The following is a 22,533-nucleotide window of genomic DNA, read 5'->3' as shown; positions in this document are numbered from 1 at the left end:
AACTCAAACTCAGTCACCACCGAACTTGAGTTGCCTTTCACACTGACAACATCTTCACACACAATATAAAGATTCTTTTAAGCGAGGCTAACTTATGCCTCAAGCTTATGACGAGAGCCTTGCTCTTTGTCTATGGTTAAACTTTAGAGTGTTAGCTCCAATTTGACAAACGAGAAAAATAAACCTAATAGGTGAAAAAAACTAAACTATATACTTTCGTCTAATACATTAAGATTGGATTGCTTTGGAAGCCAAGGAGTTGATGAGTTTTACAGGCACAAAAAAAGCGCTATAAAGCGCTTTTTAATATTTAAGACGGGCTTAAATAATTTGATTTTCTTTCCAAGCTTGCTCTTTTGCTAAACGGTTTTTGCGTTTATCACATGGATCATCGCAATCACAGGCTTTATCAATACCGACCGAGCCTAAACCACCACAGCTACTCGCCATAGATTTTTTTTGCACGATCATACCAACGGCCATAGCCGAAACTATCAAAATTAGTAAGCCAAAAGTAAGAAGAAAAAGTGACATTGCTTAGCCCCTATTGATCAGCAATTAATTAAACTCAAACATTTTTGAGCAACTGCTATTATATACCCAAATAACGTGAAAATAAACAAGCCAGCGCCATACTACAAATAAGGTTTGAATGCAGGGCTTGAGTAAGTAACTAAACCATCTTTTGATTTACCTATTAAGTACACTGGTAAATCGTGCTGCTGAGCATAGGCTTGCGCTTTCTCCATACCCATCACAGTAAGTGCAGTTGCTAAGCCATCTGCTGTCATAGCGCTTGGATGAAGCACTGTTACTGACACTAAGTCGTGCTTAATAGGCATGCCGGTTACGGGATCAATTAAATGAGTATAGATCTCGCCATCCATTTTATAAAAAATACGGTAATCACCCGACGTAGCAATACCATTTGTACCTGGCGATAAAACACGATGTACTTTACGCTCACCTGGCGCTGCATCTGGTTGCTCTATCGCAATTTTCCAATCCTGATTATTTGGCTTTTCACCTGCTATACGCAGCTCTCCACCAATCTCAACCATGTAATTGGTAATACTGTGGCTTTCTAATAACTGCGCTACTTTATCAATACCATAGCCTTTAGCCGTTGCCGAAAAAGAAAGCTCTAGTCCATTAACTGTTTTAGCCAAGCCTTGCTTATTTAAAATAAGTTTATCAATACCTATTTTTTCGACCATACTCGCAAGCTCTTCATCACTAGGGCGATTTGTTGGTTTTTTATCAGGACCAAAGCCCCATAAATCAATTAAAGGCCCCATAGTGACATCGAGTGTTTTAGTTGACTCACCTAAGCGGATGGACTCACTGATAACGGCCCTAAAATCTTCGCTAATTGGCATAACTTGATTTGCTGGTAATCTGTTAAATGTATTTATTTCAGAGTCTTCTATATAAGTAGACATAGACTGATTCACATCTTTTAAAACAGCATCTATTTGCAGCTGTAACTGTGAGGCAGATAGCTGGCCCTGCTCATCGTAATATTTAATATGATAAGTGGTGCCCATAGTCTTACCTTCTAAAAAGGTTTCTTTCGACTCTGGTTTTTCACCACACCCAGACAGTAATAAGGTCAGTGTGATTAGTAAAAAGGCCATTATGCCTTGTGAAGTACTTACTCGATTCATAACAGCTCTACTTAATAGATTGATAAAATTAAAGAATAAAAAAAGCCTCGTAACACAAGTGCTACGAGGCTGGTATTTTAACCAAAACTAAACTGTTTTGGTATTAGTGTTAGCCACCGAAGTCATCTAGTAAGATATTTTCGTCTTCAACACCTAAATCTTTAAGCATAGTAATAACTGCCGCGTTCATCATTGGAGGACCACACATGTAGTACTCACAATCTTCCGGCGCTTCGTGATCTTTAAGATAGTTCTCAAATAACACGTTATGGATAAAGCCAGTATAGCCTTCCCAGTTATCTTCAGGTTGTGGATCTGAAAGTGCTGTATGCCATACGAAATTAGGATTTTCAGCGGCTAGGCCGTCAAAATCTTCTACGTAGAACATTTCACGTTCAGAACGTGCACCATACCAAAAGCTCATCTTACGTTTAGAGTTCAAACGTTTAAGTTGGTCAAAGATATGTGAACGCATTGGCGCCATACCAGCACCACCGCCAACAAAGATCATTTCAGCATCTGTGTCTTTAGCAAAGAACTCACCAAATGGACCTGAAATAGTTACCTTGTCGCCTTTTGTAAGTGACCAAATGTACGAAGACATTTTACCACATGGCAAGCTTAGGTTTCTTGGAGGCGGAGCAGCAATACGCACGTTAAGCATAATGATGCCTTCTTCTTCTGGGTAGTTAGCCATTGAGTATGCACGAATTGTTTCTTCGTCTACTTTTGACTCCAGATCGAAGAAACCAAAATGGTTCCAATCGCCACGATATTCTTCAGGAACATCAAAATCTGCATATTTAACATGATGAGGTGGCGCTTCAATTTGGATGTAACCACCCGCACGGAAAGGCACTGACTCATCACCAGGGATTTGCAGTTTAAGTTCTTTAATGAACGTTGCTTTGTTATCGTTAGAGATAACTTCACAATCCCATTTTTTAACACCGAAAATTGACTCTTCAAGTTCAATTTCCATGTCGTTTTTAACATTTACCTGACACGCTAAACGACAGCCTTCACGGGCTTCACCTTTAGAAATGTGATCAAGTTCAGTTGGCAGGATATCGCCGCCACCTTCTTTAATGTGAACACGACACTGACCACAAGAGCCACCGCCACCACATGCAGATGATACGAAAATACCTGACTCAGATAATGCACTTAAAAGCTTATTACCTGCTGATGTAGTAATGGCTTTATCTTTGTCGCCATTAATACCGATGATGATGTCGCCGCTTGCAACTAACTGAGATTTAGCACCAATGATCACTAAAACTAGTAGTACAACGATAGCGATGAAAACACCAACGCCTAAGAAAATCTGATAATCCATGATTTATCCTCGCTACCTTTACAGTGAAATACCAGAGAATGACATAAAGCCAAGTCCCATTAAACCAACAGTGATAAAGGTAATACCTAAACCACGTAAGCCGTCTGGCACGTCTGAATACTTCAGTTTCTCACGGATACCTGCAAGTAATGTAATTGCAAGCGCCCAACCAACACCAGCGCCAATACCATAAACTACAGACTCGCCGAAGTTATAGTTACGCTCAACCATGAATGATACCGCACCAAATATTGCACAGTTAACTGTGATAAGTGGTAAGAAGATACCTAACGCGTTGTATAGTGCAGGGAAAAACTTATCTAATGCCATTTCAAGAATTTGCACAAGTGCTGCAATAACACCAATGAAAGTTAAGAAACGTAAAAAGCTAAGATCCGCATCTGGGTAACCTAACCAAGTAAGTGAACCTGGTGCAAGTACCGCATGATAAACCAAGTTGTTAACAGGTACCGAAATACCCAATACAACTATAACCGCTATACCTAGGCCAATTGATGTAGTTACTTTTTTAGATACTGCTAAAAAAGTACACATGCCTAAGAAGAATGACAACGCTAAGTTCTCAATAAAAACGGCTTTTACAAATAAACTAATATAATGTTCCACTATTTGCCCCTTACGCTTTAGCTTCTACTTGGTCTTTCTTATAAGTACGAAGTACCCATATGAATAAACCAATGATGAAGAATGCACTCGGTGGTAAGATCAATAGACCCATTGGCTGATACCAACCGCCATCTTGTACTAATGGGATAATATCAACACCGAATAGTGAACCCTTACCGAATAGCTCACGAATGAAACCAACAGTAAGCAGTACTACAGAGTAACCTAAGCCATTACCAATACCGTCAAGGAAAGACATAATTGGTGGCGACTTCATCGCGTATGCTTCAGCACGACCCATTACAATACAGTTAGTAATGATTAGACCAACGAATACAGAAAGCTCTTTTGCCGTAGCGTAAGAGAAAGCCTGTAATACTTGGTCAACAACGATTACCAATGATGCAATAATTGTCATTTGTACGATGATACGTACAGATGATGGGATCTGGTTACGAATAAGCGAGATAAAGAAGCTCGAAAATGCTGTTACTAGTGTCAATGCGATTGACATGATTAATGCATTTTTTAAGCTAGACGTTACCGCTAGCGCCGAACAAATACCAAGTACTTGTAGTGCGATTGGGTTGTTAGCTAAAACCGGACCAAATAGGACCGCCTTCATTTCTTTAGTATCAGCCATTATTTCAATGCTCCTTTACGTACTTTCGCAAGGAAAGGGCCAAAGCCATTTTCGCCAGTCCAAAAATCAACTGCATGATCAACACCGTTAGACGTTAATGTAGCACCTGAAAGACCATCGATCTTATGCTCATCATTGCCCGCAGTACCTTTAACAATTTGAATTGGAAGCTCTTTACCTTCCCATGTAGCAGTCCATTGTGGATTTTGGATTTCGCCACCTAAGCCAGGGGTTTCATTATGCTTGTAAAAGATAATGCCCTTAACTGTTTCACCATCGCTTTCAAGCGAGATAAAACCGTACATTAAGCCCCATAAGCCGTAGCCTTGGATAGGAAGAATGATTGCATCAACTGAGCCATCTTCTTTCTTAGAGATATACACCGGCGACTCTTTAGTCACACGTTGAATACCAGCAATATCCTTAACGCCTTTCTCTTTAAGAGAAACACTTAGCGCTGCATCATATTTGCTTTTTTCAAAGTCGAAAATTGTTGGGTCTGTATCTACAAACTCACCTGTAGTCATATTTACAACGCGCGCTTCGATTTTTGCATCAAATGTTTCTAAAACATTTTCAACTTTATCGATACCCGCAGCAGCCAAGATATTGCTTTGAATATCTTTTTCTTTATTAGCTTGCTGTAAAGGACGAAGCTGTACAGAAGCAAACGATACAATGATTGCGCACACTAAACATAGTGCGACAACAACTGTTAACGTTTTGCCGATTGATTCGTTATTACTAGACATTACGTGCCAACCTCCGCTTAATATTAGCCTGCACTACAAAGTGATCGAACAGTGGAGCAAATAAGTTAGCAAATAAGATTGCTAGCATCATACCTTCTGGGAAAGCAGGATTCACAACACGTATCATAACCACCATAAAGCCAATTAATAGACCATATGCTAATTTACCTTTGTCAGTAAATGCAGCTGATACAGGGTCAGTAGCCATAAAGAACATACCAAACGCAAAGCCACCAAGTACTAAATGCCAATACCAAGGCATTGCAAATACAGGGTTAGTTTCTGAGCCTACAGCATTTAACAAAAATGCAGTCGCTACCATACCTAGGAATACACCTAGTACAATGCGCCAAGAAGCGATGCGAACATAAATTAAGAATAAACCACCTACTAACAATGCAAGTGTAGATGTTTCACCTACAGAACCTTGAATGAAACCGTAAAACGCATTCCACCATAATTCCATGTTTGCAAAATCAAGTGTGCCAGCAAATGCTTGGCCTAGCATAGTTGCACCAGAGAAAGAATCTACTGCTGTCCATACTGTGTCACCTGAGATTTGAGCTGGGTATGCGAAGAATAAAAACGCACGGCCGGCTAAAGCAGGGTTTAAGAAGTTACGGCCAGTACCACCAAAGATTTCTTTAGCGATTACTACACCAAACGTAATACCTAACGCAACTTGCCATAAAGGAATTGTTGCAGGCAGAATAAGTGCAAATAAAACTGAAGTAACGAAGAAACCTTCGTTAATTTCATGCTTACGCACAGAAGCAAATATTACTTCCCAAAAGCCACCCACTGCAAACGTTACCGCGTAGATAGGTAGGAAGAAACATGCTCCATAGAACATTTTAGCGCCCCAGCCTGCATCAGCGGTTAATTCACCACCGAATAACTGGAACAAACCAACTTGCCATGTGTTTGCTAGTTCAAAGCCTTGTGCTAAAGCACCTGCGGCCTGATGACCGATATTGAACATACCAAAAAACATAGCTGGGAACGTCGCCATCCACACTAAAATCATCATGCGTTTTAGGTCGATGTTATCGCGTACGTGTGTCGCGCCTTTATTTACGTAGCCTGGTGTATAAAAAATAGTTGCAGCTGCTTCATACAGTGCATAAAACTTTTCATATTTACCACCGGCTTCAAAATTCGGCTCGATATCTTCTAGATATTTTTTTAAACCCATCTCTCTAGCCTTCCTTCTCGATCGTAGTTAAGCAATCGCGTAGGATAGAACCATACTCGTATTTGCCAGGACAAACGAAGGTACATAACGCTAAATCTTCTTCATCAAGTTCAAGCGCGCCTAATGAAATTGCACTGTCTAAATCGCGTGCAATTAAGTCACGTAACAATAGAGTAGGCAAAATATCTAACGGCATTACGCGCTCGTAGCTACCAATTGGAACCATGGCACGTTTTGAACCACCTGTTGACGTTGTCATTTTAAATAAACGACTCGGCGCAAGGTGAGAAAGGAATGTACGCGTTACAGAGAATTTATCACTACCTGGTGCAATCCAGCCAAACAATTCTTTTTCGCGACCTTCAAGTAAAACAGATACTTGAACGTGGTAACGACCTAAGAATGCATGAACACCGTTTGAAATAGAACCCGATAAAACAGAACCAGAAATAACGCGGTTATCTCCGTCTTCTAGCTCACCAGCTACTAAATCATCCAATGAAGCACCTAATTGTGTTTTCACTAAACGTGGGTTTTTAACGCGAGGACCTGCAAGCGAAATAACACGATTTGTGTAAATTTCACCAGTAAGGAATAAGTGACCATACGCAATAACGTCTTGGTAACCAATATGCCAAACTTGTTTGCTAACAGAAACTGCATCAAGATGATGGATATGAGTGCCAACGAGGCCAGCCGGATGCACACCACCAAACTCATGTACTTCTACTTGAGCTATAGATGAGCTAGGAACTTGGCTACCTGCTTTTTTACACACAAATACTTTGCCATCGGTCAAACGCGAAATAACAGCAAGACCCGCTTCAAATGCTTGCGCATTTTCGGCAATTATCACTGCAGGATCTGCAGCTAATGGGTTTGTGTCAGTTGCGGTCACAAAAATAGAACTAGGATTTGCATCCACAGCCGCTACTTTACTGAATGGGCGAACACGAAGTGCTGTCCATTGACCAGACTGGATAAGTACTTCTTTGGCTTTTTCACGCTCTAAGCTCGCAAGCTCGTCTGCTTTGAAAGAGTCAAAGGTGATTTGCTCACTGCCTGCTACTTCAATAACAACAGATTGCAGCACACGTTTAGCACCACGATTTATTTCTTTTACTGTGCCAGAAGCTGGAGCAGTAAATAGGACGCCTGGGTTCTTTTTATCTTCAAAAAGTACCTGGCCTTTTTTGACTTGGTCATCCACACGAACATGCATGGTTGGACGCATACCGATAAACTCTTCGCCAAGCACAGCTACACGTTTGACAGCAGAACCGTCATGTATAACTTGCTGTGGCGCGCCCTCTAAGGGTAAATCCAGACCTTTTTTTATATTGATCATACGCACTTGCATTACATTAAAGGAAAGAAACTGAAAAATCGTATCAACCACGTCGCCATTTGAGTTATTCCAAGTTATATCAAGGTACAAAAGAGCAGCTTGCTAGAAATATCAAACAAGCAACGTAGTAAAACTCATCATATATTGTCGAGATTTTAACATCATTTTAGATGACTATGCGAGTGTATTTATGAAAATTATACGACAGAAACACTTATTTAGTTTTGTTAAGTGATTTAAATAAAAATCAAGGTAGACCAAAGTGGTAGCCTAAGCAATTATCATTCCTGATTTCATCGTAAATTAAACAAATCGCATAATACAAAAAAAGCCGCTATTGCGGCTTTTTATATCTAAATTCTGTTAGTCAATCATATTAGCAATTGGCTTAACTGAATCTATGTCTTGATCGTAGTCAACACCGTCTATACCAAAACCAAATAAGCGTAAAAACTCATTATGGTAACCAACATAGTCTGTTAGCTCATCAATGCTGCTTGTATCAACACTATCCCATACAGCTTGAACGCGTGCTTGCACATCGTCTTCTAGCTCTTTATAGTTTTGGAATAAATGCCCACCGTCGTCAAAGCGAGGTGATTCACCATATAGGTTTTCACTAAATAATGCGTGAATTTGCTCAATGGTGCCTTCATATGTGCCATCTGCTTTCATAACTTTAAATAAAGCAGAAATATATAACGGCATAATAGGAATAGCAGAACTTGCTTGTGTCACTACTGCATTAAGTGATGAAACATACGCCTCACCATTTAAATCTTTTGTTGATTCTTTAATAGCAGCCGTTGCACGGTCTAAATCTTCTTTAGCTTTACCAATAGTAGCGTGTCCGTATATTGGCCATGTTAGTTCTTTACCAATATAAGTATAAGCAGTCGTTTTAAAGTTATCAGCAAGTACATCGGCTTCTTTTAAAGCGTCAATCCACATTTCCCAATCTTCACCACCCATTACTTTAATAGTGTTGTCGATATCGTCTTGGTTTGCTGCTTCTACCGTAATTTCATCAATTTCACGCTTTGATGTATTTAGGTTTTTAGTAGTAACGGCACTGCCAATTGGTTTAAGGGTAGAAGAAAACACTTCACCAGTGTTTGGATCAGTACGACGAGGCGATGCAAGGCTGTAAATAATGCAGTCTATTTTACCTAAATCGGTTTTGATAGTATCGATTGCTTTTTGCTTGATTTCGTTAGAAAACGCATCGCCATTAATATTTTTAGACCAAAGACCTGCTTCGTCTGCAGCTTCTTGAAAAGCAGCCGTATTGTACCAACCGGCAGAACCTGTTTTACGATCGGTACCTTCTTTTTCAAAGAAAATACCTAATGTTTTAGCACCACCACCAAACGCAGCAGTAATGCGCGATGCCAAGCCGTAGCCTGTTGATGCGCCAATAACTAATACATTTTTTGGTGCACTTTTTAATGCCCCTTGTTGTTTTACATAGTTAATTTGTTCTTGAACATGCTCTGCACAACCAGCTGGGTGTGCGTTTGTGCAGATAAATCCACGAATTTTAGGCTTAATGACCATTGATCATCCTATATCTTTTACAATAAAAATTAGCGCTAGTTTAAAGGCTAATACTAAAAACACTGATCTGATCAGTTAAACACTCATCAAATACTCTAAAACATTACTTAGCTAATTTTAGAGCCACCCATACAATTAGGTGAATCAGGCGCTTCGCCGCCCTGCTCTGTATACTCATCTGGTGTATATGTATGAATAGCGAGTGCATGAATATGATTTGCTAACTCATCTTTTAAAATTTCATTAATTTCGCGATGACGTTGTAATAAACGCTTACCCGCAAAACCTTCGCTAACAACTACTACTTTAAAGTGTGATTCAGTGCCAGCACTGTGCATATGACTTTCATTGATTACGTTTAAATGTTTACACGCAATGGCGTTGCTTATTTTTTCTTGGATCTGCTGCTGCATTGACATAAAAAGACCGTTTTAATTAGCTAATTTATACACTTACTATAACAATTTAACGCAGCGGTTGCCTAACTAAATTGCTTTTGCTTAATGTGTTTAATAAATCGGTAAGTTAAACTTATTCGCGGATGCGCAAGTGTTGTTTGCTTGGGTATTGCATGTTGGTAGTCTCGTTGGCTATGCCCATTCATTATTAAGCAGCTGCCACTTTGTAATTTTAAGTCAGTTACTTTATTGCTTGCCTTGTGCTTTAACTTTAAAACCCTATCAGCTCCTAAAGATACACACACAATTGTTGGTTTATCACCAAGCTCTATTTCATCATCACTATGCCATCCCATCGTATCATTACCATCTCGGTAATAATTAACGAGCAATGAGTTCAGAGGCTGGTTTAAATGTGCTTCTAAACGCTTTCTCATATTAAGTAACAATTCATCCCATGGTTCTACTATTTGCTTACTACTTGAATACCCGTATTCAATATTTAAATCACTCATGAAACATTGCAGTCGTGGAATAGGCCCCGTTTTGCCGTAAACGGTTACATCGGGTTGCTGCCAACGTAGGTTTTTTTGCAAATAATAAAATAGATCGAGGCTTTTTTGCGCACTAAGTGCCCTACTTTGATAAGAAAAGCCATTTGGTAACTGTTGGGGGTTGGCGTTTTGCCGTTGCATGTTAGAATTTACCTACATTAGATTACTGATCAACGAACCATTATGACGACGCAAGCCCAGCTAGGCGATAAAACATTTACTCTTGAACGCTTTCCATTGGATCAAAAAAACCGCAGCTTACAAGCGTGGGATTCGGCAGATGAGTACCTTATCAATTATGTTAACGAACATCACCCTGATTGTCGCTCATTGCTTATTTTAAACGATAGCTTTGGTGCGCTTGCTTGTTATTTTAATAAGTTAACGGTTTGTTCAGTTAATGATTCTTATATTAGCCACCAAGCTGCGGCTTATAACTTACAAGAAAACAAGCTGCCTACAGCAGAGTTTACGCAAGTAGATAGTTTGTCGGCATTACCAGAGGATGTAGATTTAGTACTTATTAAAATCCCTCGTAATGTGGGTTTTTTACAGTTCCAATTAAGTGAACTTAGTGAAGTACTTGCACCTGGTACACCAGTAATTGCCGCAGGTAAAACAAAAGAAATTCATAATTCAACAATAAAATCATTTGAGCAATTTATTGGTGAAACAACAACAAGCCTAGCAGTTAAAAAATCACGTCTAATATTAAGCAATGCTAAAGGCGGATATAAAGCAGCAGACTTCCCTACAACATGGGAACTTGAAGGTACTGAGTTTAATATAACAAATCATGCAAATGTGTTTTCGCGTGATTCGTTAGATATTGGTGCGCGCTTCTTTTTTAACTACTTACCAGAAACATCAAAAGCTAAAAGCATTATTGATTTAGGCTGTGGTAACGGCGTTGTTGGATTAATGACGCTGGCTCGCTGCCCTAATGCATCAGTTACCTTTGTTGATGAGTCTTACATGGCTGTGGAGTCGGCTCGGTTAAATGTAGAGATTAACCTAGGCGATAAGTTTGATAACTGTGAGTTCATCGAAAACGACTGTTTAACAGGCTTTGAAAGAGACAGTGTGGATATGGTGCTATGTAATCCTCCATTTCACCAAGCTCAAGCTGTTACCGATCACATTGCTTGGCAGATGTTCAAGCAAGCAAAAGATACTTTAAAAGAAGGCGGCGAACTGCGCATTATTGGTAATCGTCATTTAGATTATCATGATAAATTGAACCGCATGTTCGGAAACTGTAAGTTGTTAGGGTCAAACAAAAAGTTTGTCGTTCTAAGTGCAACTAAAAATAGTGGAATGCTATAAATGAAATTAACAAACATTATACTTGGGTGTTGTGTATTACTAATACTTGGTGGCTGTGCAAATCAGCCTAGCCAAGTAATACTTAACCCTGTTTATAAAAGCGGCCAAATAAGCTCTATAAATAGTAGCTTAAGTACTAGTGTAATTGATTTACGAGGTGATACATCAACACTTAAACTTATTGGGTCAGACAAAACTAAAACCTTTGCAAGCCAAGGTATTACTAGCTCTATTAAAAGTGTTTTAGATAGTGCACTTAGCCGCAATGGCGCCAGTATTTCTAATTTGGCAAGTGTACGCTTTGAAGTAGATATTCATGCACTACAAGCGGTAGTAACCGAAAAATTAGTGAGCCATACCAGTGAAGCCCATATAGAACTTGGCGTGCGAGTTATTCGCGCCTCAAGTAACTTTAGTAAAGTGTATAGAGGTAGTGCTAATTTAGAGGGGCCATTTAGTCACGAGCGAGCAAAAATAGAAGGTCAGCTCAATAAGTTGACTGAGCAAATTATTACCCGCATTGTATCTGACCCTGAATTAATAGAATTTTTAGAAGGTTAACTATGAAACGACTTTTTTTAATCTGCTTAGGCCTATTCTTTAGTGTAAGTAGCTTAGCAGCCCAAGAAGGCCGCTTTGTGCAAAAGGATAATATTTTTCCACGCGTCGAAATTGTAACGACTATGGGTAGCATAGTGGTTGAACTTGATCGTTCAAGAGCCCCTATCACAGTCAATAACTTTTTAACTTACGTGTCAGATAAAAGCTATCAAGGTAGTGTTTTTCACCGTATTGAACGTGATGTAGAAAACGAGCGCGACTTTGTTATTCAAGGTGGTGGCTACGATAAAGATTACGACGGCCTACACGAAAATGACCCTATTTTTAATGAAAGCGGTAACGGTATGAAAAACGATATGTATAGCATTGCTATGGCGTATCAGGACCGTGAGCCTCACTCTGGTACTCGTCAGTTCTTTTTTAATATGGATAACAACGATCACTTAAACCCTGGTAAAGATTGGGGTTTTGCTGTTTTTGGTAATGTGATGGAAGGCTACGAAACACTAGACAAAATTATGGCTGTAGAAACGGGCTTTAATGAAAAAATTGGTTACGATTTTGTACCTGTAAAACCAGTGGTTATTTTAAACATAAAAATGCTTGAGCAAGTCCCACTGTAATTTTTTAAGAGCAGCTTAGCTGCTCTGCATCTAAGCCAATGAAGGCCCTATGAGCAAATCACTCTCTATTAGCGAATATTTTTCTTACTTTAAAGACAAACGCTTAATCCATATTTTTATATTTGGTATGAGTAGCGGTTTTCCGTGGGTACTAATTGGCTCTGTTATGTCGGCTTGGCTAAAGGATGAAGGGCTAAGCCGCAGTATGATTGGCCTATTTGGCATTGTATTTGGCGCCTACAGTATCAACTTTTTATGGTCGCCACTCATTGACCGTACAAAACTCCCTGTTTTATATAAATGGCTAGGCCAACGCCGCAGTTGGATACTATTTTGCCAAAGCTTTATTTTTATTGGCACCCTGCTACTAGCTGGCCTTGATTTAAAAGCTAATCTGGCAATTGTTGCTGCAATTTGTTTATTAATCGCCATTGCTTCTGCGACACAAGACATTGCAATTGATGCATTTAGAATAGATACACTAAGCGAAAAAGAATCGCACAAAGCAACAGCAGCTGCAGCTATGGCAACGTCTGGTTGGTGGACAGGTTATGCGCTTTTAGGTGCCATTCCGTTTTATATGGCCGATATCCCCTCGCTCGACTGGCCACAAATTTATTACTTTTTAGCTGCTGTAATGCTGCTGCTAATGAGTGGAGCACTGTTTGCAAAAGAGCCTGAATCTAACCGCGAAGCAGTACATGCCGAACTTGAACGTGTGTACCTTGAAAAGCTCTCATCAGCAAAACAAACGCCACTTACCAAAACGGTTGCCTGGCTTGCAGTAACCGTTATTGACCCCTTTAGAGCTTTTTTTACTAAAAACGGCGTTAAAACAGCATTGGCATTACTTGCGTTTATTTTCTTATTTAAGATAGGCGAAGCGTTTTTAGGGCGTATGTCGATTGTGTTTTATAAAGAAATTGGTTTTAGTAATAGCGACATAGCAACATTCTCAAAGGTAGGTACGGCGGTGCTTACAATCATATTTACCTTTATTGGTAGTTTATTTAATCAAAAATATGGCATTGTTAGAGGTTTATTTATAAGTGGCATTGCAATGGCTGCTTCAAACTTAGCCTTTTCGTGGATCGCTTTAGTTGGCCCTGATTTAAGGCTATATGCCTTTGCTATTGTTATTGATGGGTTTACGCAAGCATGGTCGTTAGTGGCTATGGTCGCCTTTATATCGATGTTATGCGATAGAGCATTTAGTGCAACGCACTATGCATTACTGGCATCATTAGGAAATTTAGGACGAACATTACTTTCGAGCTACAGTGGTGTCGTCATTGATGATTGGTTAATGGGGAATTGGTCGCTGTTTTTTGTTTTAACAGCCTTAATGGTTTTACCTTCACTGATATTTTTATATCTGATTAGGCATAAGTTGTATGAGCTTGAGAGAAATTATCATCAAAATATTTAATGCATCCCTGCATTAACATATTGCTTAGCACTATAAGTGCCCCTTAAGTGTACTAAGCAATTTTTGAGTTAATCTACTTTTAGCAAGCTAAGTGCTTCATGTGGATCAACTTCAAGAGCTGTACAATAACGAACAAACTCAATTACATCTAAACGGCGTTCTTGATTTTCAATCTTGCCGATAAACGAATGAGGCGTTCCAAGCACTTGTGCTAGGCTTCGCATTGTATGACCCTTTTCGTGGCGTTTACTTTTAAGCCACTTTGTTAGCTTTGCATTTTCTTCAGAAGAAACTGTTTTGCCCATCATTTTACATCTCCTACTAGATGATTTGACGTACCTATTAAAGCAGTAGTCTCTATCAATAGCTGTAGGCAAGTAAGTAGTCATACTTACATTCAATAGCAAGCTATTGCTTAACAAAGCATGTGTTGCTACTCACTCCACCAATATAGCTAAAAGCACTACGCCAATAATATGGTAAAGATTTATTTTTATTGAGAATGAAATTTTGCCCGTCTCATTCTTGGATACATTATATACTATTAACACTTTGGTTAAATAACTAATTACATACTCGGTACAAATATGAACACGAGTGAATATTTATAAACGCTGAATACTGACCTAAGTACTCAAAAAATATTAATAAATTATTTCTAGTTATAAAATATTTAAAGGAATATTTATAACAATTTTGTTCCAATTTATCGTCATATGTTTATGATTAAGCAATAATTAGCACCAAAAAGGCCGAATAATGTTCAGACTTCTTTTTTTATTACCTATCGTATTGTGCCTGAGTTGGTACTTTTTTTTGCACCATAACGGCGTACCAATTAAGCAAGGCAAAAAAGGCTTCATATACATTTTAGCGTTTTCTGCTTTTGTACTTGGCTTTTTTGTATTGATAATGCAAATAACCGAATACACCCCAACCGATTTGTAGGCATTAAAAAAGCCGCAAAAGCGGCTTTATTCTATTTAGCATTTAGCTGTTAAACGCTAAAGCTTGCACCACAACCACAGGTTGTTGTTGCATTAGGATTAGATACAAAAAAGCGTGCGCCTTCTAACCCTTCTGTGTAATCAACTTCACCGTCAACCAAATATTGAATGCTCATTGGATCGATAACGAGTGTTACACCATTTTTTACAATTTCTAAATCGCCAGGATTCGCTTTTTCATCAAAAGTAAAACCATATTGAAAACCCGAACAACCACCACCTGTTACGTAAACACGCAGTTTTAAATCTGGATTTTCTTCTTCGTCGATTAACTGTTTAACGCGAACAGCAGCTGCATCGCTGAACTTAATTGGTAATTCTTCAGACATTCTAAAACCCTCAATATCGCAATGGCGTGATTATCTAATACCCGAGTGTTTTAATCAAGTATAGTAAAACAACTCTTTACTCTAAGTTATACCTATAAATAAGTAAAAAAGTGGCTAAACGTTAGCTCACTAAAATAATACTTAAGCAAACTAAAAGCGACCCTTGTAAACTATAAGTTCGTTAAAAATTTTAGTTATAAATAATAGGTCTTAATCTTTACTGCAAATTGTTAATATAAATTACAAAAATTTCAAAATCACAACGACTTAGCTAAACTCTTTTGCTAAAATGCTGCTGAAAAATGCGGCGAGGAAATAATGCATGTGGCTTGAGCAACTCAGACGTCGACTGGCAAAACCTAAAACATCTGTACAATTATGCTTACTGGGCGTAGTTGCCGGACTAATTGCTGCATTTTTTATTATTTTATTTCGCTTAACTATTTTATTTTTCCAAAGTTTATTTTTAGAAACCCCTGACGACTTTACTACTCTACCTACACTTGAACGTGTACTCATGCCTTTAATTGCTGCATTACTAATAGCCACGTTTGCTGCTTTTACTGGGTTTAAACATTACCGTTTAGGCATTCCTTTTGTTATTCATCGTATTAAACGCCATTATGGGCAAATGCCTTTATACAATACGGTTAATCAATTTGTTGGTGGCGCACTTGCACTCATTAGCGGTTTTTCGGTCGGTCGAGAAGGGCCTTCCGTTCATATGGGCGCAACAGGTGCGAGTATTTTAGCAGATAAGCTACATTTACCGCATAACGCCATGCGTACTTTAAGTGGTTGTGGGGTTGCCGCAGGTATAGCGGCTTCATTTAATACCCCCCTTGCAGCTGTTATTTTTGTGATGGAAGTGGTACTTCGAGAATATAAAGTACACATATTTGTGCCAATCATGCTTGCCGCTGTTACTGGTGCATTAGCTACACAGTTTGTTTTTGGTGAAGGCTCTGAGCTTGCCCTCATTACCATAGCGCCATTGAGCGGCTGGCATTACCCTTATTTAATATTATGCGGTATGGCGCTGGGCGCTATAGCATTTAGCTTTAATCAAAACTTAATGCTAATTATTAAAACATTTAAACCTTTAAGTATGTTTCCTCGTTTACTAATCGCAGGCTGTATTGCCAGCTTAATAGCTTACGCGGTTCCTCATGCTATGGGCTCTGGTATGAGTGCAATTACTATCGCGGTTGAATCCCCTGATAACGTAAAGCTACTTACCACCATTTTAATCGCTAAACTACTTGCCACATTGTTTGCTATTGGTTTGGGTATTCCCGGTGGCTTAATTGGTCCGGTAATTGGGCTTGGCGTATTAATTGGGACATTAATGGCCTTTTTTGCCCAATACATTAGCCCGGGTACTGATATTGCGGGTACGTATGGTGTTTTGGGTATGGCTGGGTTATTAGCGGCTACACTGCATGCACCACTTGCTGCATTAACAACAGTAATGGAGCTTACATCATCACCTGAAATAATTGTTCCTGCGATGATAGTAATAACCACTGCTTATGTAACTGCATTACAATTTTTTGGAAATCGCTCCATATTTTTACAGCAATTAGATTTTCAAGGTTTGCCGTACCATGTGTCCCCTGCAACAGAAGCACTGCAAAAAGTGGGAATAATGGATGATATGGATGAAGACTTTAAATTGCTTTATTCAGACGATAAAGAACAAATAAAGAACACGCTTGATGCGATGGATAGTCAAACACCCTTGATTGTTTTTGACGAAGAAAATGGCTATCGCCTCGCTGAATACGATTTAACGCTAATGTCTGACGAAGCAATAAATATAAATTACATTAGCTTACAGGGCATCAGCAGCCAAGCCACCCTAGCCGATGCATTCGATATACTAAAAGATAAAAGAAGTGGCGCACTTTATGTTTATAACCTTTTAGATAATCAACAAATTATGGGGCTATTACGCTGGGATCAAATTCATCATATTTTAACCATTCGTAACAGCTTACTTTAAGCAATAAGGATTATTATGAGCGTATTATTGATTTATAAAACACTGCACATATTTTTTATGATTGCGTGGTTTGCCGGTATTTTTTACTTACCACGATTATTTGTATATCACGCAATGAGCGAAGAAAGATCATGCAACTCTATGCTTAAAGTTATGGAGCGCAGACTACTTTATTTCGTAACCCCATTTGCTGTTTTAACGGCTGTATTTGGTGTATTAACCATTGTTGAATATGGTCGTGATTGGTTTAGATACAGTATGTGGTTACATTACAAACTTGTACTGGTAATTATTTTATACGTATACCACGGCTACTGTTTTAAGTTATTGAGTGACTTTAAACATGACCGAAACACTAAAACAGACCGCTTCTACCGTATTTTTAATGAGCTCCCTGTTATTGCGCTGCTCATCATAGTGGCACTTGCGGTAATAAAACCTAATTTATAAGCTTTGTAGCGCATGTTAAACTGCGCCGCAATTTACAATACTTGTTATAACACGCGCGATTGCGTGCCCCATTTATGGATTATCGCGCCCTTTTGATTGATTAGGAATTACCCCATGTTAAGTTTCCAAGGCGAACATATACTGTCTGTAAATCAGCTAGACAGAGACTGCATTGAACGTATTTTTGCAGTAGCTAAAAAAATGGAGCCTTATGCTAAAAAGCAAAAGCAAACAACGGTGCTTAAAGGCGCTATTTTAGCTAATTTGTTTTTTGAACCAAGCACTCGTACACGAGTTAGCTTTGGTACAGCCTTTAACTTACTAGGCGGTGGCGTACGTGAAACTACAGGTATGCAAAGCTCAGCGCTTGCTAAAGGTGAGTCTCTTTACGATACTGCGCGCGTTATTTCAGCTTACGCCGATGCTGTTGCTATGCGCCATCCTGACGCAGGCTCAGTAAGTGAATTTGCTGATGGTTGTACTGTGCCGGTTATTAATGGCGGCGACGGTCCAAATGAGCACCCGACCCAGGCATTACTTGATTTATTAACCATTGAGCGTGAATTACAGCGTTTTGATCAAAATATTGATGGCATGCATATAGCGCTTGTGGGTGATTTAAAATATGGTCGCACAGTGCATTCTCTATCAAAACTATTGTGCCATTATAAAAACGTAAAGTTTTCGATGGTCGCACCTGATGGCCTACAAATGCCAACGAGCATTTTAGATGCAGTAGAAAATGCAGGACACAAAATTGAGCTAGTAAACAAGATGGAAGGTAATTTAGCAGCCGATATTGTTTACCAAACACGTATTCAAGAAGAGCGTTTTCCTTCACAAGAAGAAGCAAATAAATATCGTGGCGGTTTTAGAATTAGCCAATCTATTTACAGCGCTCATTGCAAACCTAACTCTGTATTAATGCATCCGTTACCACGCGATAGTCGCTTAGAAGCCAATGAGCTTGATAACGACTTGAACAGTAACGACAATTTAGCAATATTCCGCCAAGTACAAAATGGCGTATTAATTCGTATGGCACTGTTTGCTTTGACACTCGGCGTAGAAAACAAAGTCGATAAGTATGAAGTAGACGTACCTTGGTTTAGCCGTAAACGCGACAGCTAAACCCTCTTTAAGTGACAATTTATAGGATTTTTCATGACAATTAGCCAAGACTTATTTGAACGCGCTCAAGCCTCTATTCCAGGCGGCGTAAACTCGCCAGTTCGTGCTTTTAATGGTGTGGGCGGTACGCCGCTATTTATTACAAAAGCAGAAGGCGCGTTTACATTTGATGCCGACGGTAATCGTTATATTGATTATGTTGGCTCTTGGGGACCTATGATCATGGGTCATAACCACCCTGCAATAAAACAAGCCGTACACGAAGCAGTAGAAAATGGCCTTAGCTATGGCGCGCCAACTGAAGCCGAAATATTAATGGCTGAAAAAGTAAAAGAGCTGGTTCCATCAATCGAAAAAGTACGCATGGTTAGCTCAGGCACTGAAGCAACGATGAGTGCAATTCGTTTAGCACGTGGCTTTACCGGCCGCGATAAAATATTAAAATTTGAAGGTTGTTACCACGGCCATGCTGACTCGTTATTAGTTAAAGCAGGCTCTGGTGCATTAACAATGGGTGTGCCTAATTCTCCTGGTATTCCTGAAGACTTTGCTAAGCATACACTTACGGTATCGTTTAATAACCTAGATGAAGTAAAAGCCATTTTTGCAAAATACGCAGACGAAATTGCCTGTATTATTGTAGAACCAGTAGCCGGTAACATGAACTGTATTCCACCAGTGCCAGGCTTTTTAGAAGGTTTGCGTGATGTGTGTGACGAATATAAATCAGTACTTATTTTTGATGAAGTAATGACGGGCTTTCGTGTTGCACTTGGCGGCGCACAAGCTTATTACAATATTAAACCAGACCTTACGTGTTTAGGTAAAGTCATTGGCGGCGGCATGCCTGTTGGCGCATTTGGTGGTAAAACCGAAATAATGAATTACATTGCGCCTGTGGGCCCTGTTTACCAAGCGGGTACTCTTTCTGGCAACCCTATTGCGATGGCTGCAGGTTTAAAATCACTTGAGCTATTATGTGAGCCAGGTCTACACGATAAGTTAGAAGCTATTTCAAAAGCAATTTGTGAAGGCTTTGAAGCTGGCGCTAAAAAAGCAGGCATTGCATTAACAACTAATTATGCTGGCGGCATGTATGGATTCTTTTTTACTGATGCTGAAAAAGTAACGACATACAAACAAGCTACTGAATGCGACCTAGAGCGCTTCAAACGTTTTTTCCACCTTATGCTTGAAGAAGGCGTGTACCTTGCTCCATCAGCATTTGAGGCTGGTTTTGTATGTGCTGCGCATACTGAACAAGAAGTAAAAGACACAATAGCGGCAGCAGAACGCTCGTTTGCTAAACTTTAAGTTAAAATTACTTTTTATATTTTATAAACGCTTGTTTTTACAGTATGTAATTAAGACTAAAGATTGAAAAAAGCCCGAAAGGGCTTTTTTTATTTGTAAAGTACTATAAATGAATGATAATTAAGCATAACAAGGTCTATTCACCTTTACCCTAATTACAAAAATACAAGAGAGCCTTATGTCAGGATTACGCCAATTTTCTTTTCCCGCTATCCAACTAATGGCAAATTTAAAATACAAAACTAAAATCAGCTTAATGTTTGGAATTTTACTCGTTCCTCTTGCACTTAGTTTGTTTTTTTTAGTCTCATTATTAAGTGAAAGTATCGCTGTTTCAAAAATGCAGCAACAAGGCTTAAAAGGCTACAGGTCAATACTCTCAAATCAAATGCAGGGGGAAGCAAATCAAAATATAAAAATAGCTCGCTCACTCGGTTTTGATATAAAAGACGATCAAGAAAATGAAGTACTCGAACTTGTTTCTATTCAGTCAAACCTTGCCTTAGATAGTCAATTAGCAAGTGCTTATGTAAACCGCTCTTTAGTCACGCCAATTCCTGCACTTATAATGCAAATAAACTCGACAGCGCAAAGCGCAAACACTGTTTTGGCAAGTAATCGTTTTACGCCCGATACCTTTATAGCGCTTTCAAATTTTAGTAAATCACTTCCTTTGTACGAAAAACAACTCGATAAAATACTTAATGTCGCCACCAATGCAGATAAATCAGTAAATAAGGCGCTCATGCCTTCGTTAACTAATTTACACAGTGCTGTTGGTGCATTCAAAAAAGCAATAGATGAAAAACTACTTGAGCCTGACGATATTTTATTAACTCAAGCAGAATTTAATAAGCTAACAAACAATGTTCACAGCAGTATTAATCAACTTGTTAGTAAGAGCATTCCAACGCTTGAGAGCCTTATTGAAGCAAAACTGCAAACTCAACAGTGGACTCGAAATCTTGTTTTAGCCGCTTCATTGATTAGTTTGTTATTTGCATTTTATTTAATGATTGGTTTTTATTTTGCGGTTGTTGATACCATTAATCGCTTTGCTGATGCGGCAAATAGAGCCGCGAATGGCGACTTAAATGCCACTATAGATTCGAATACTAATGATGAAATGGGAATTATTGCATCGCGCTACAACGCATTACTTAATGCATTTTCACACTTATTATTTGATGTTAAAGCAAGTACAGAAGAGCTATGCGGCGCAACTAAATCGCTATCGCATGCGAGTAGCCAAACAAGCAATGATGTTTCAAAACAGCAAACTCGAGTAAATGCCATTTATAATGCACTAAGCGAAATGGCTCAAAACGCACTTGCCGTTGAAGAGTCAGCCCATCAAGCAACGCTTACCGCGCAAGATGCTGCTGCACATGTAAAACAAGGTTCAGACAATACAATGGAGCTTGCTAAATATATGCAAGATCTACAAATTGAATTTGCAGAGAGTCAACAAGCACTCGATAAGCTAGCGCAAGATAGCCAAGAAATTAGCAAAGTTAGTAAAGGCATTAGTGAGATAGCAGATCAAACAAACTTGCTTGCACTCAATGCCGCTATTGAAGCTGCACGAGCTGGCGAGCATGGCCGAGGCTTTGCCGTTGTAGCTGATGAAGTAAGAACTCTTGCTCAGCGTACCCAAACACAAACTCAAGAAATTCACCAAATTATTAGCTCCTTACAACAAGCATCTGACGACACTCAGCAAAAAATGCGTTCAAGCGTGCAAAAGATGGAGCAATCAGTAAAAGCAGCCAATCAAACTAATGATGTATTACAAAGCGCAGAGCAAAGTATGGGCGATATTAAACATCAGGGCGAAGTTATTGCAGAGCGTGTTAAACAGCAGTCAAATGCGACAACACAAGCATTGAATGATTCGCAAGAGGTGAGTAATTTAGCAGATCAAACGCTAACATCAGCCCAATCAACGCTGCAAGATGCACAGCAGCTAAGTCGCTTATCTAATGATTTAACCAAATCAATGCAGTTTTTTAAATCTTAATACCAATTCGCTTAATTAAGTGATCTATTTTGAGGGAAGAAAATCGTGTCGATAACAAGGCAAAAATTTCGTTATTTAGTTGTTCTCGGCAATTGCTCCTGCATTGCTCTACCTCCTGCATCCATGCAGTTGTATATCAGAAATTTTTAACGTAGTTAACGTCAGATTTAACCCCTCAAATTGATTAAGTATTATTACGGATTGGTATAATTACGCTAACTATACTTTAAACAACAAAGCCGCTAAATAAGCGGCTTT

Annotated in this window: 23 protein-coding genes; 10 read left to right on the top strand and 13 right to left on the bottom strand. The window is 39.1% G+C overall.

The genetic code is table 11. The features are described 5' to 3' along the window. Positions 1-321: 321 nt before the first annotated feature. From nqrM to WNY98_RS11015, 11 genes are all read right to left on the bottom strand, one after another. Positions 322-534, bottom strand: coding sequence for a (Na+)-NQR maturation NqrM (nqrM, locus tag WNY98_RS11065; protein ID WP_007376137.1), 213 nt, complete (start codon positions 532-534; stop codon positions 322-324). A gap of 101 nt (positions 535-635) precedes the next feature. Continuing rightward, entirely contained in the window at positions 636-1,667 is a 1,032-nt protein-coding gene (locus tag WNY98_RS11060) for an FAD:protein FMN transferase (protein WP_197185389.1), read from the bottom strand. 109 nt (positions 1,668-1,776) lie between these two features. Then, positions 1,777-3,006 (bottom strand): NADH:ubiquinone reductase (Na(+)-transporting) subunit F, encoded by a 1,230-nt coding sequence (nqrF, locus tag WNY98_RS11055; RefSeq protein ID WP_007584893.1) that lies wholly within the window; start codon positions 3,004-3,006, stop codon positions 1,777-1,779. An 18-nt stretch (positions 3,007-3,024) separates the two neighbouring features. Further along, positions 3,025-3,633 carry an NADH:ubiquinone reductase (Na(+)-transporting) subunit E gene (gene nqrE, locus WNY98_RS11050; protein ID WP_002958896.1) on the bottom strand — a complete coding sequence of 203 codons (609 nt, stop codon included), beginning with the start codon at positions 3,631-3,633 and terminating at the stop codon, positions 3,025-3,027. A 10-nt stretch (positions 3,634-3,643) separates the two neighbouring features. After that, positions 3,644-4,276 (bottom strand): NADH:ubiquinone reductase (Na(+)-transporting) subunit D, encoded by a 633-nt coding sequence (locus WNY98_RS11045; RefSeq protein ID WP_007584891.1) that lies wholly within the window; start codon positions 4,274-4,276, stop codon positions 3,644-3,646. Continuing rightward, entirely contained in the window at positions 4,276-5,028 is a 753-nt protein-coding gene (locus WNY98_RS11040; RefSeq protein ID WP_076925154.1) for a Na(+)-translocating NADH-quinone reductase subunit C, read from the bottom strand. The genes WNY98_RS11045 and WNY98_RS11040 overlap by 1 nt, the downstream gene beginning before the upstream one ends. Further along, the gene (locus WNY98_RS11035) at positions 5,021-6,223 is read right to left on the bottom strand and encodes an NADH:ubiquinone reductase (Na(+)-transporting) subunit B (RefSeq protein WP_010555189.1); all 1,203 of its coding nucleotides are present in this window, start codon (positions 6,221-6,223) and stop codon (positions 5,021-5,023) included. Before WNY98_RS11035 ends, WNY98_RS11040 begins: the two co-directional genes overlap by 8 nt. Before the next feature lie 4 nt (positions 6,224-6,227). Beyond that, positions 6,228-7,571, bottom strand: a complete 1,344-nt coding sequence (locus WNY98_RS11030; RefSeq protein ID WP_010555190.1) for a Na(+)-translocating NADH-quinone reductase subunit A — start codon at positions 7,569-7,571, stop codon at positions 6,228-6,230. Between the two features lie 363 nt (positions 7,572-7,934). Beyond that, on the bottom strand, positions 7,935-9,128 hold the full coding sequence (gene fabV / locus WNY98_RS11025; protein WP_342877913.1) for an enoyl-ACP reductase FabV: 1,194 nt from the start codon (positions 9,126-9,128) through the stop codon (positions 7,935-7,937). Between the two features lie 107 nt (positions 9,129-9,235). Further along, positions 9,236-9,547 carry a BolA/IbaG family iron-sulfur metabolism protein gene (locus WNY98_RS11020; RefSeq protein WP_024598285.1) on the bottom strand — a complete coding sequence of 104 codons (312 nt, stop codon included), beginning with the start codon at positions 9,545-9,547 and terminating at the stop codon, positions 9,236-9,238. A 62-nt stretch (positions 9,548-9,609) separates the two neighbouring features. After that, positions 9,610-10,221, bottom strand: coding sequence for an alpha-ketoglutarate-dependent dioxygenase AlkB (locus tag WNY98_RS11015; protein WP_024589283.1), 612 nt, complete (start codon positions 10,219-10,221; stop codon positions 9,610-9,612). Between the two features lie 42 nt (positions 10,222-10,263). Here WNY98_RS11015 and WNY98_RS11010 point away from each other — a divergent pair, with 42 nt between their 5' ends. Genes WNY98_RS11010 through WNY98_RS10995 form a run of 4 tightly spaced genes read left to right on the top strand, consistent with a single transcriptional unit; the run spans position 10,264 to position 14,019 of the window. After that, positions 10,264-11,406: a methyltransferase gene (locus WNY98_RS11010; protein ID WP_342877912.1), complete on the top strand. Its 1,143-nt coding sequence runs from the start codon at positions 10,264-10,266 to the stop codon at positions 11,404-11,406. Then, positions 11,407-11,967, top strand: coding sequence for a YajG family lipoprotein (locus WNY98_RS11005; RefSeq protein ID WP_342877911.1), 561 nt, complete (start codon positions 11,407-11,409; stop codon positions 11,965-11,967). A 2-nt stretch (positions 11,968-11,969) separates the two neighbouring features. Further along, on the top strand, positions 11,970-12,590 hold the full coding sequence (locus tag WNY98_RS11000) for a peptidylprolyl isomerase (protein WP_024598289.1): 621 nt from the start codon (positions 11,970-11,972) through the stop codon (positions 12,588-12,590). A gap of 49 nt (positions 12,591-12,639) precedes the next feature. After that, on the top strand, positions 12,640-14,019 hold the full coding sequence (locus WNY98_RS10995; RefSeq protein ID WP_342877910.1) for an MFS transporter: 1,380 nt from the start codon (positions 12,640-12,642) through the stop codon (positions 14,017-14,019). A 68-nt stretch (positions 14,020-14,087) separates the two neighbouring features. Here WNY98_RS10995 and WNY98_RS10990 read toward each other — a convergent pair whose 3' ends face one another. Next, entirely contained in the window at positions 14,088-14,327 is a 240-nt protein-coding gene (locus tag WNY98_RS10990; protein WP_007584874.1) for a helix-turn-helix transcriptional regulator, read from the bottom strand. A 451-nt stretch (positions 14,328-14,778) separates the two neighbouring features. On the opposite strand from WNY98_RS10990, the gene WNY98_RS10985 reads away from it, so the two are divergent. Next, positions 14,779-14,967: a hypothetical protein gene (locus tag WNY98_RS10985; protein WP_342877909.1), complete on the top strand. Its 189-nt coding sequence runs from the start codon at positions 14,779-14,781 to the stop codon at positions 14,965-14,967. 49 nt (positions 14,968-15,016) lie between these two features. Here WNY98_RS10985 and erpA read toward each other — a convergent pair whose 3' ends face one another. After that, positions 15,017-15,355 carry an iron-sulfur cluster insertion protein ErpA gene (gene erpA / locus WNY98_RS10980; RefSeq protein WP_002958911.1) on the bottom strand — a complete coding sequence of 113 codons (339 nt, stop codon included), beginning with the start codon at positions 15,353-15,355 and terminating at the stop codon, positions 15,017-15,019. Positions 15,356-15,677: 322 nt separating this feature from the next. Here erpA and WNY98_RS10975 point away from each other — a divergent pair, with 322 nt between their 5' ends. The 5 genes from WNY98_RS10975 to WNY98_RS10955 all read left to right on the top strand — a co-directional run bounded on the left by WNY98_RS10975 (position 15,678) and on the right by WNY98_RS10955 (position 22,275). Next, on the top strand, positions 15,678-17,360 hold the full coding sequence (locus WNY98_RS10975) for a chloride channel protein (protein ID WP_076925158.1): 1,683 nt from the start codon (positions 15,678-15,680) through the stop codon (positions 17,358-17,360). Between the two features lie 15 nt (positions 17,361-17,375). Then, positions 17,376-17,810: a CopD family protein gene (locus WNY98_RS10970; protein WP_342877908.1), complete on the top strand. Its 435-nt coding sequence runs from the start codon at positions 17,376-17,378 to the stop codon at positions 17,808-17,810. A gap of 114 nt (positions 17,811-17,924) precedes the next feature. After that, on the top strand, positions 17,925-18,941 hold the full coding sequence (locus tag WNY98_RS10965; RefSeq protein WP_076925159.1) for an aspartate carbamoyltransferase: 1,017 nt from the start codon (positions 17,925-17,927) through the stop codon (positions 18,939-18,941). A 33-nt stretch (positions 18,942-18,974) separates the two neighbouring features. Then, a complete protein-coding gene (gene hemL / locus WNY98_RS10960) occupies positions 18,975-20,255 on the top strand; it encodes a glutamate-1-semialdehyde 2,1-aminomutase (RefSeq protein WP_342877907.1) in 1,281 nt (426 codons plus the stop codon). A gap of 178 nt (positions 20,256-20,433) precedes the next feature. After that, complete coding sequence (locus WNY98_RS10955) at positions 20,434-22,275, top strand: methyl-accepting chemotaxis protein (protein WP_342877906.1); 1,842 nt, start codon at positions 20,434-20,436, stop codon at positions 22,273-22,275. The last annotated feature ends 258 nt before the right edge of the window (positions 22,276-22,533 follow it).

Source organism: Pseudoalteromonas sp. AS71 (assembly GCF_038900275.1).
Lineage (GTDB): Bacteria > Pseudomonadota > Gammaproteobacteria > Enterobacterales > Alteromonadaceae > Pseudoalteromonas.
Note: the sequence above shows the minus strand (reverse complement) of the source record. Positions and strands in the feature narration are given on the sequence as shown.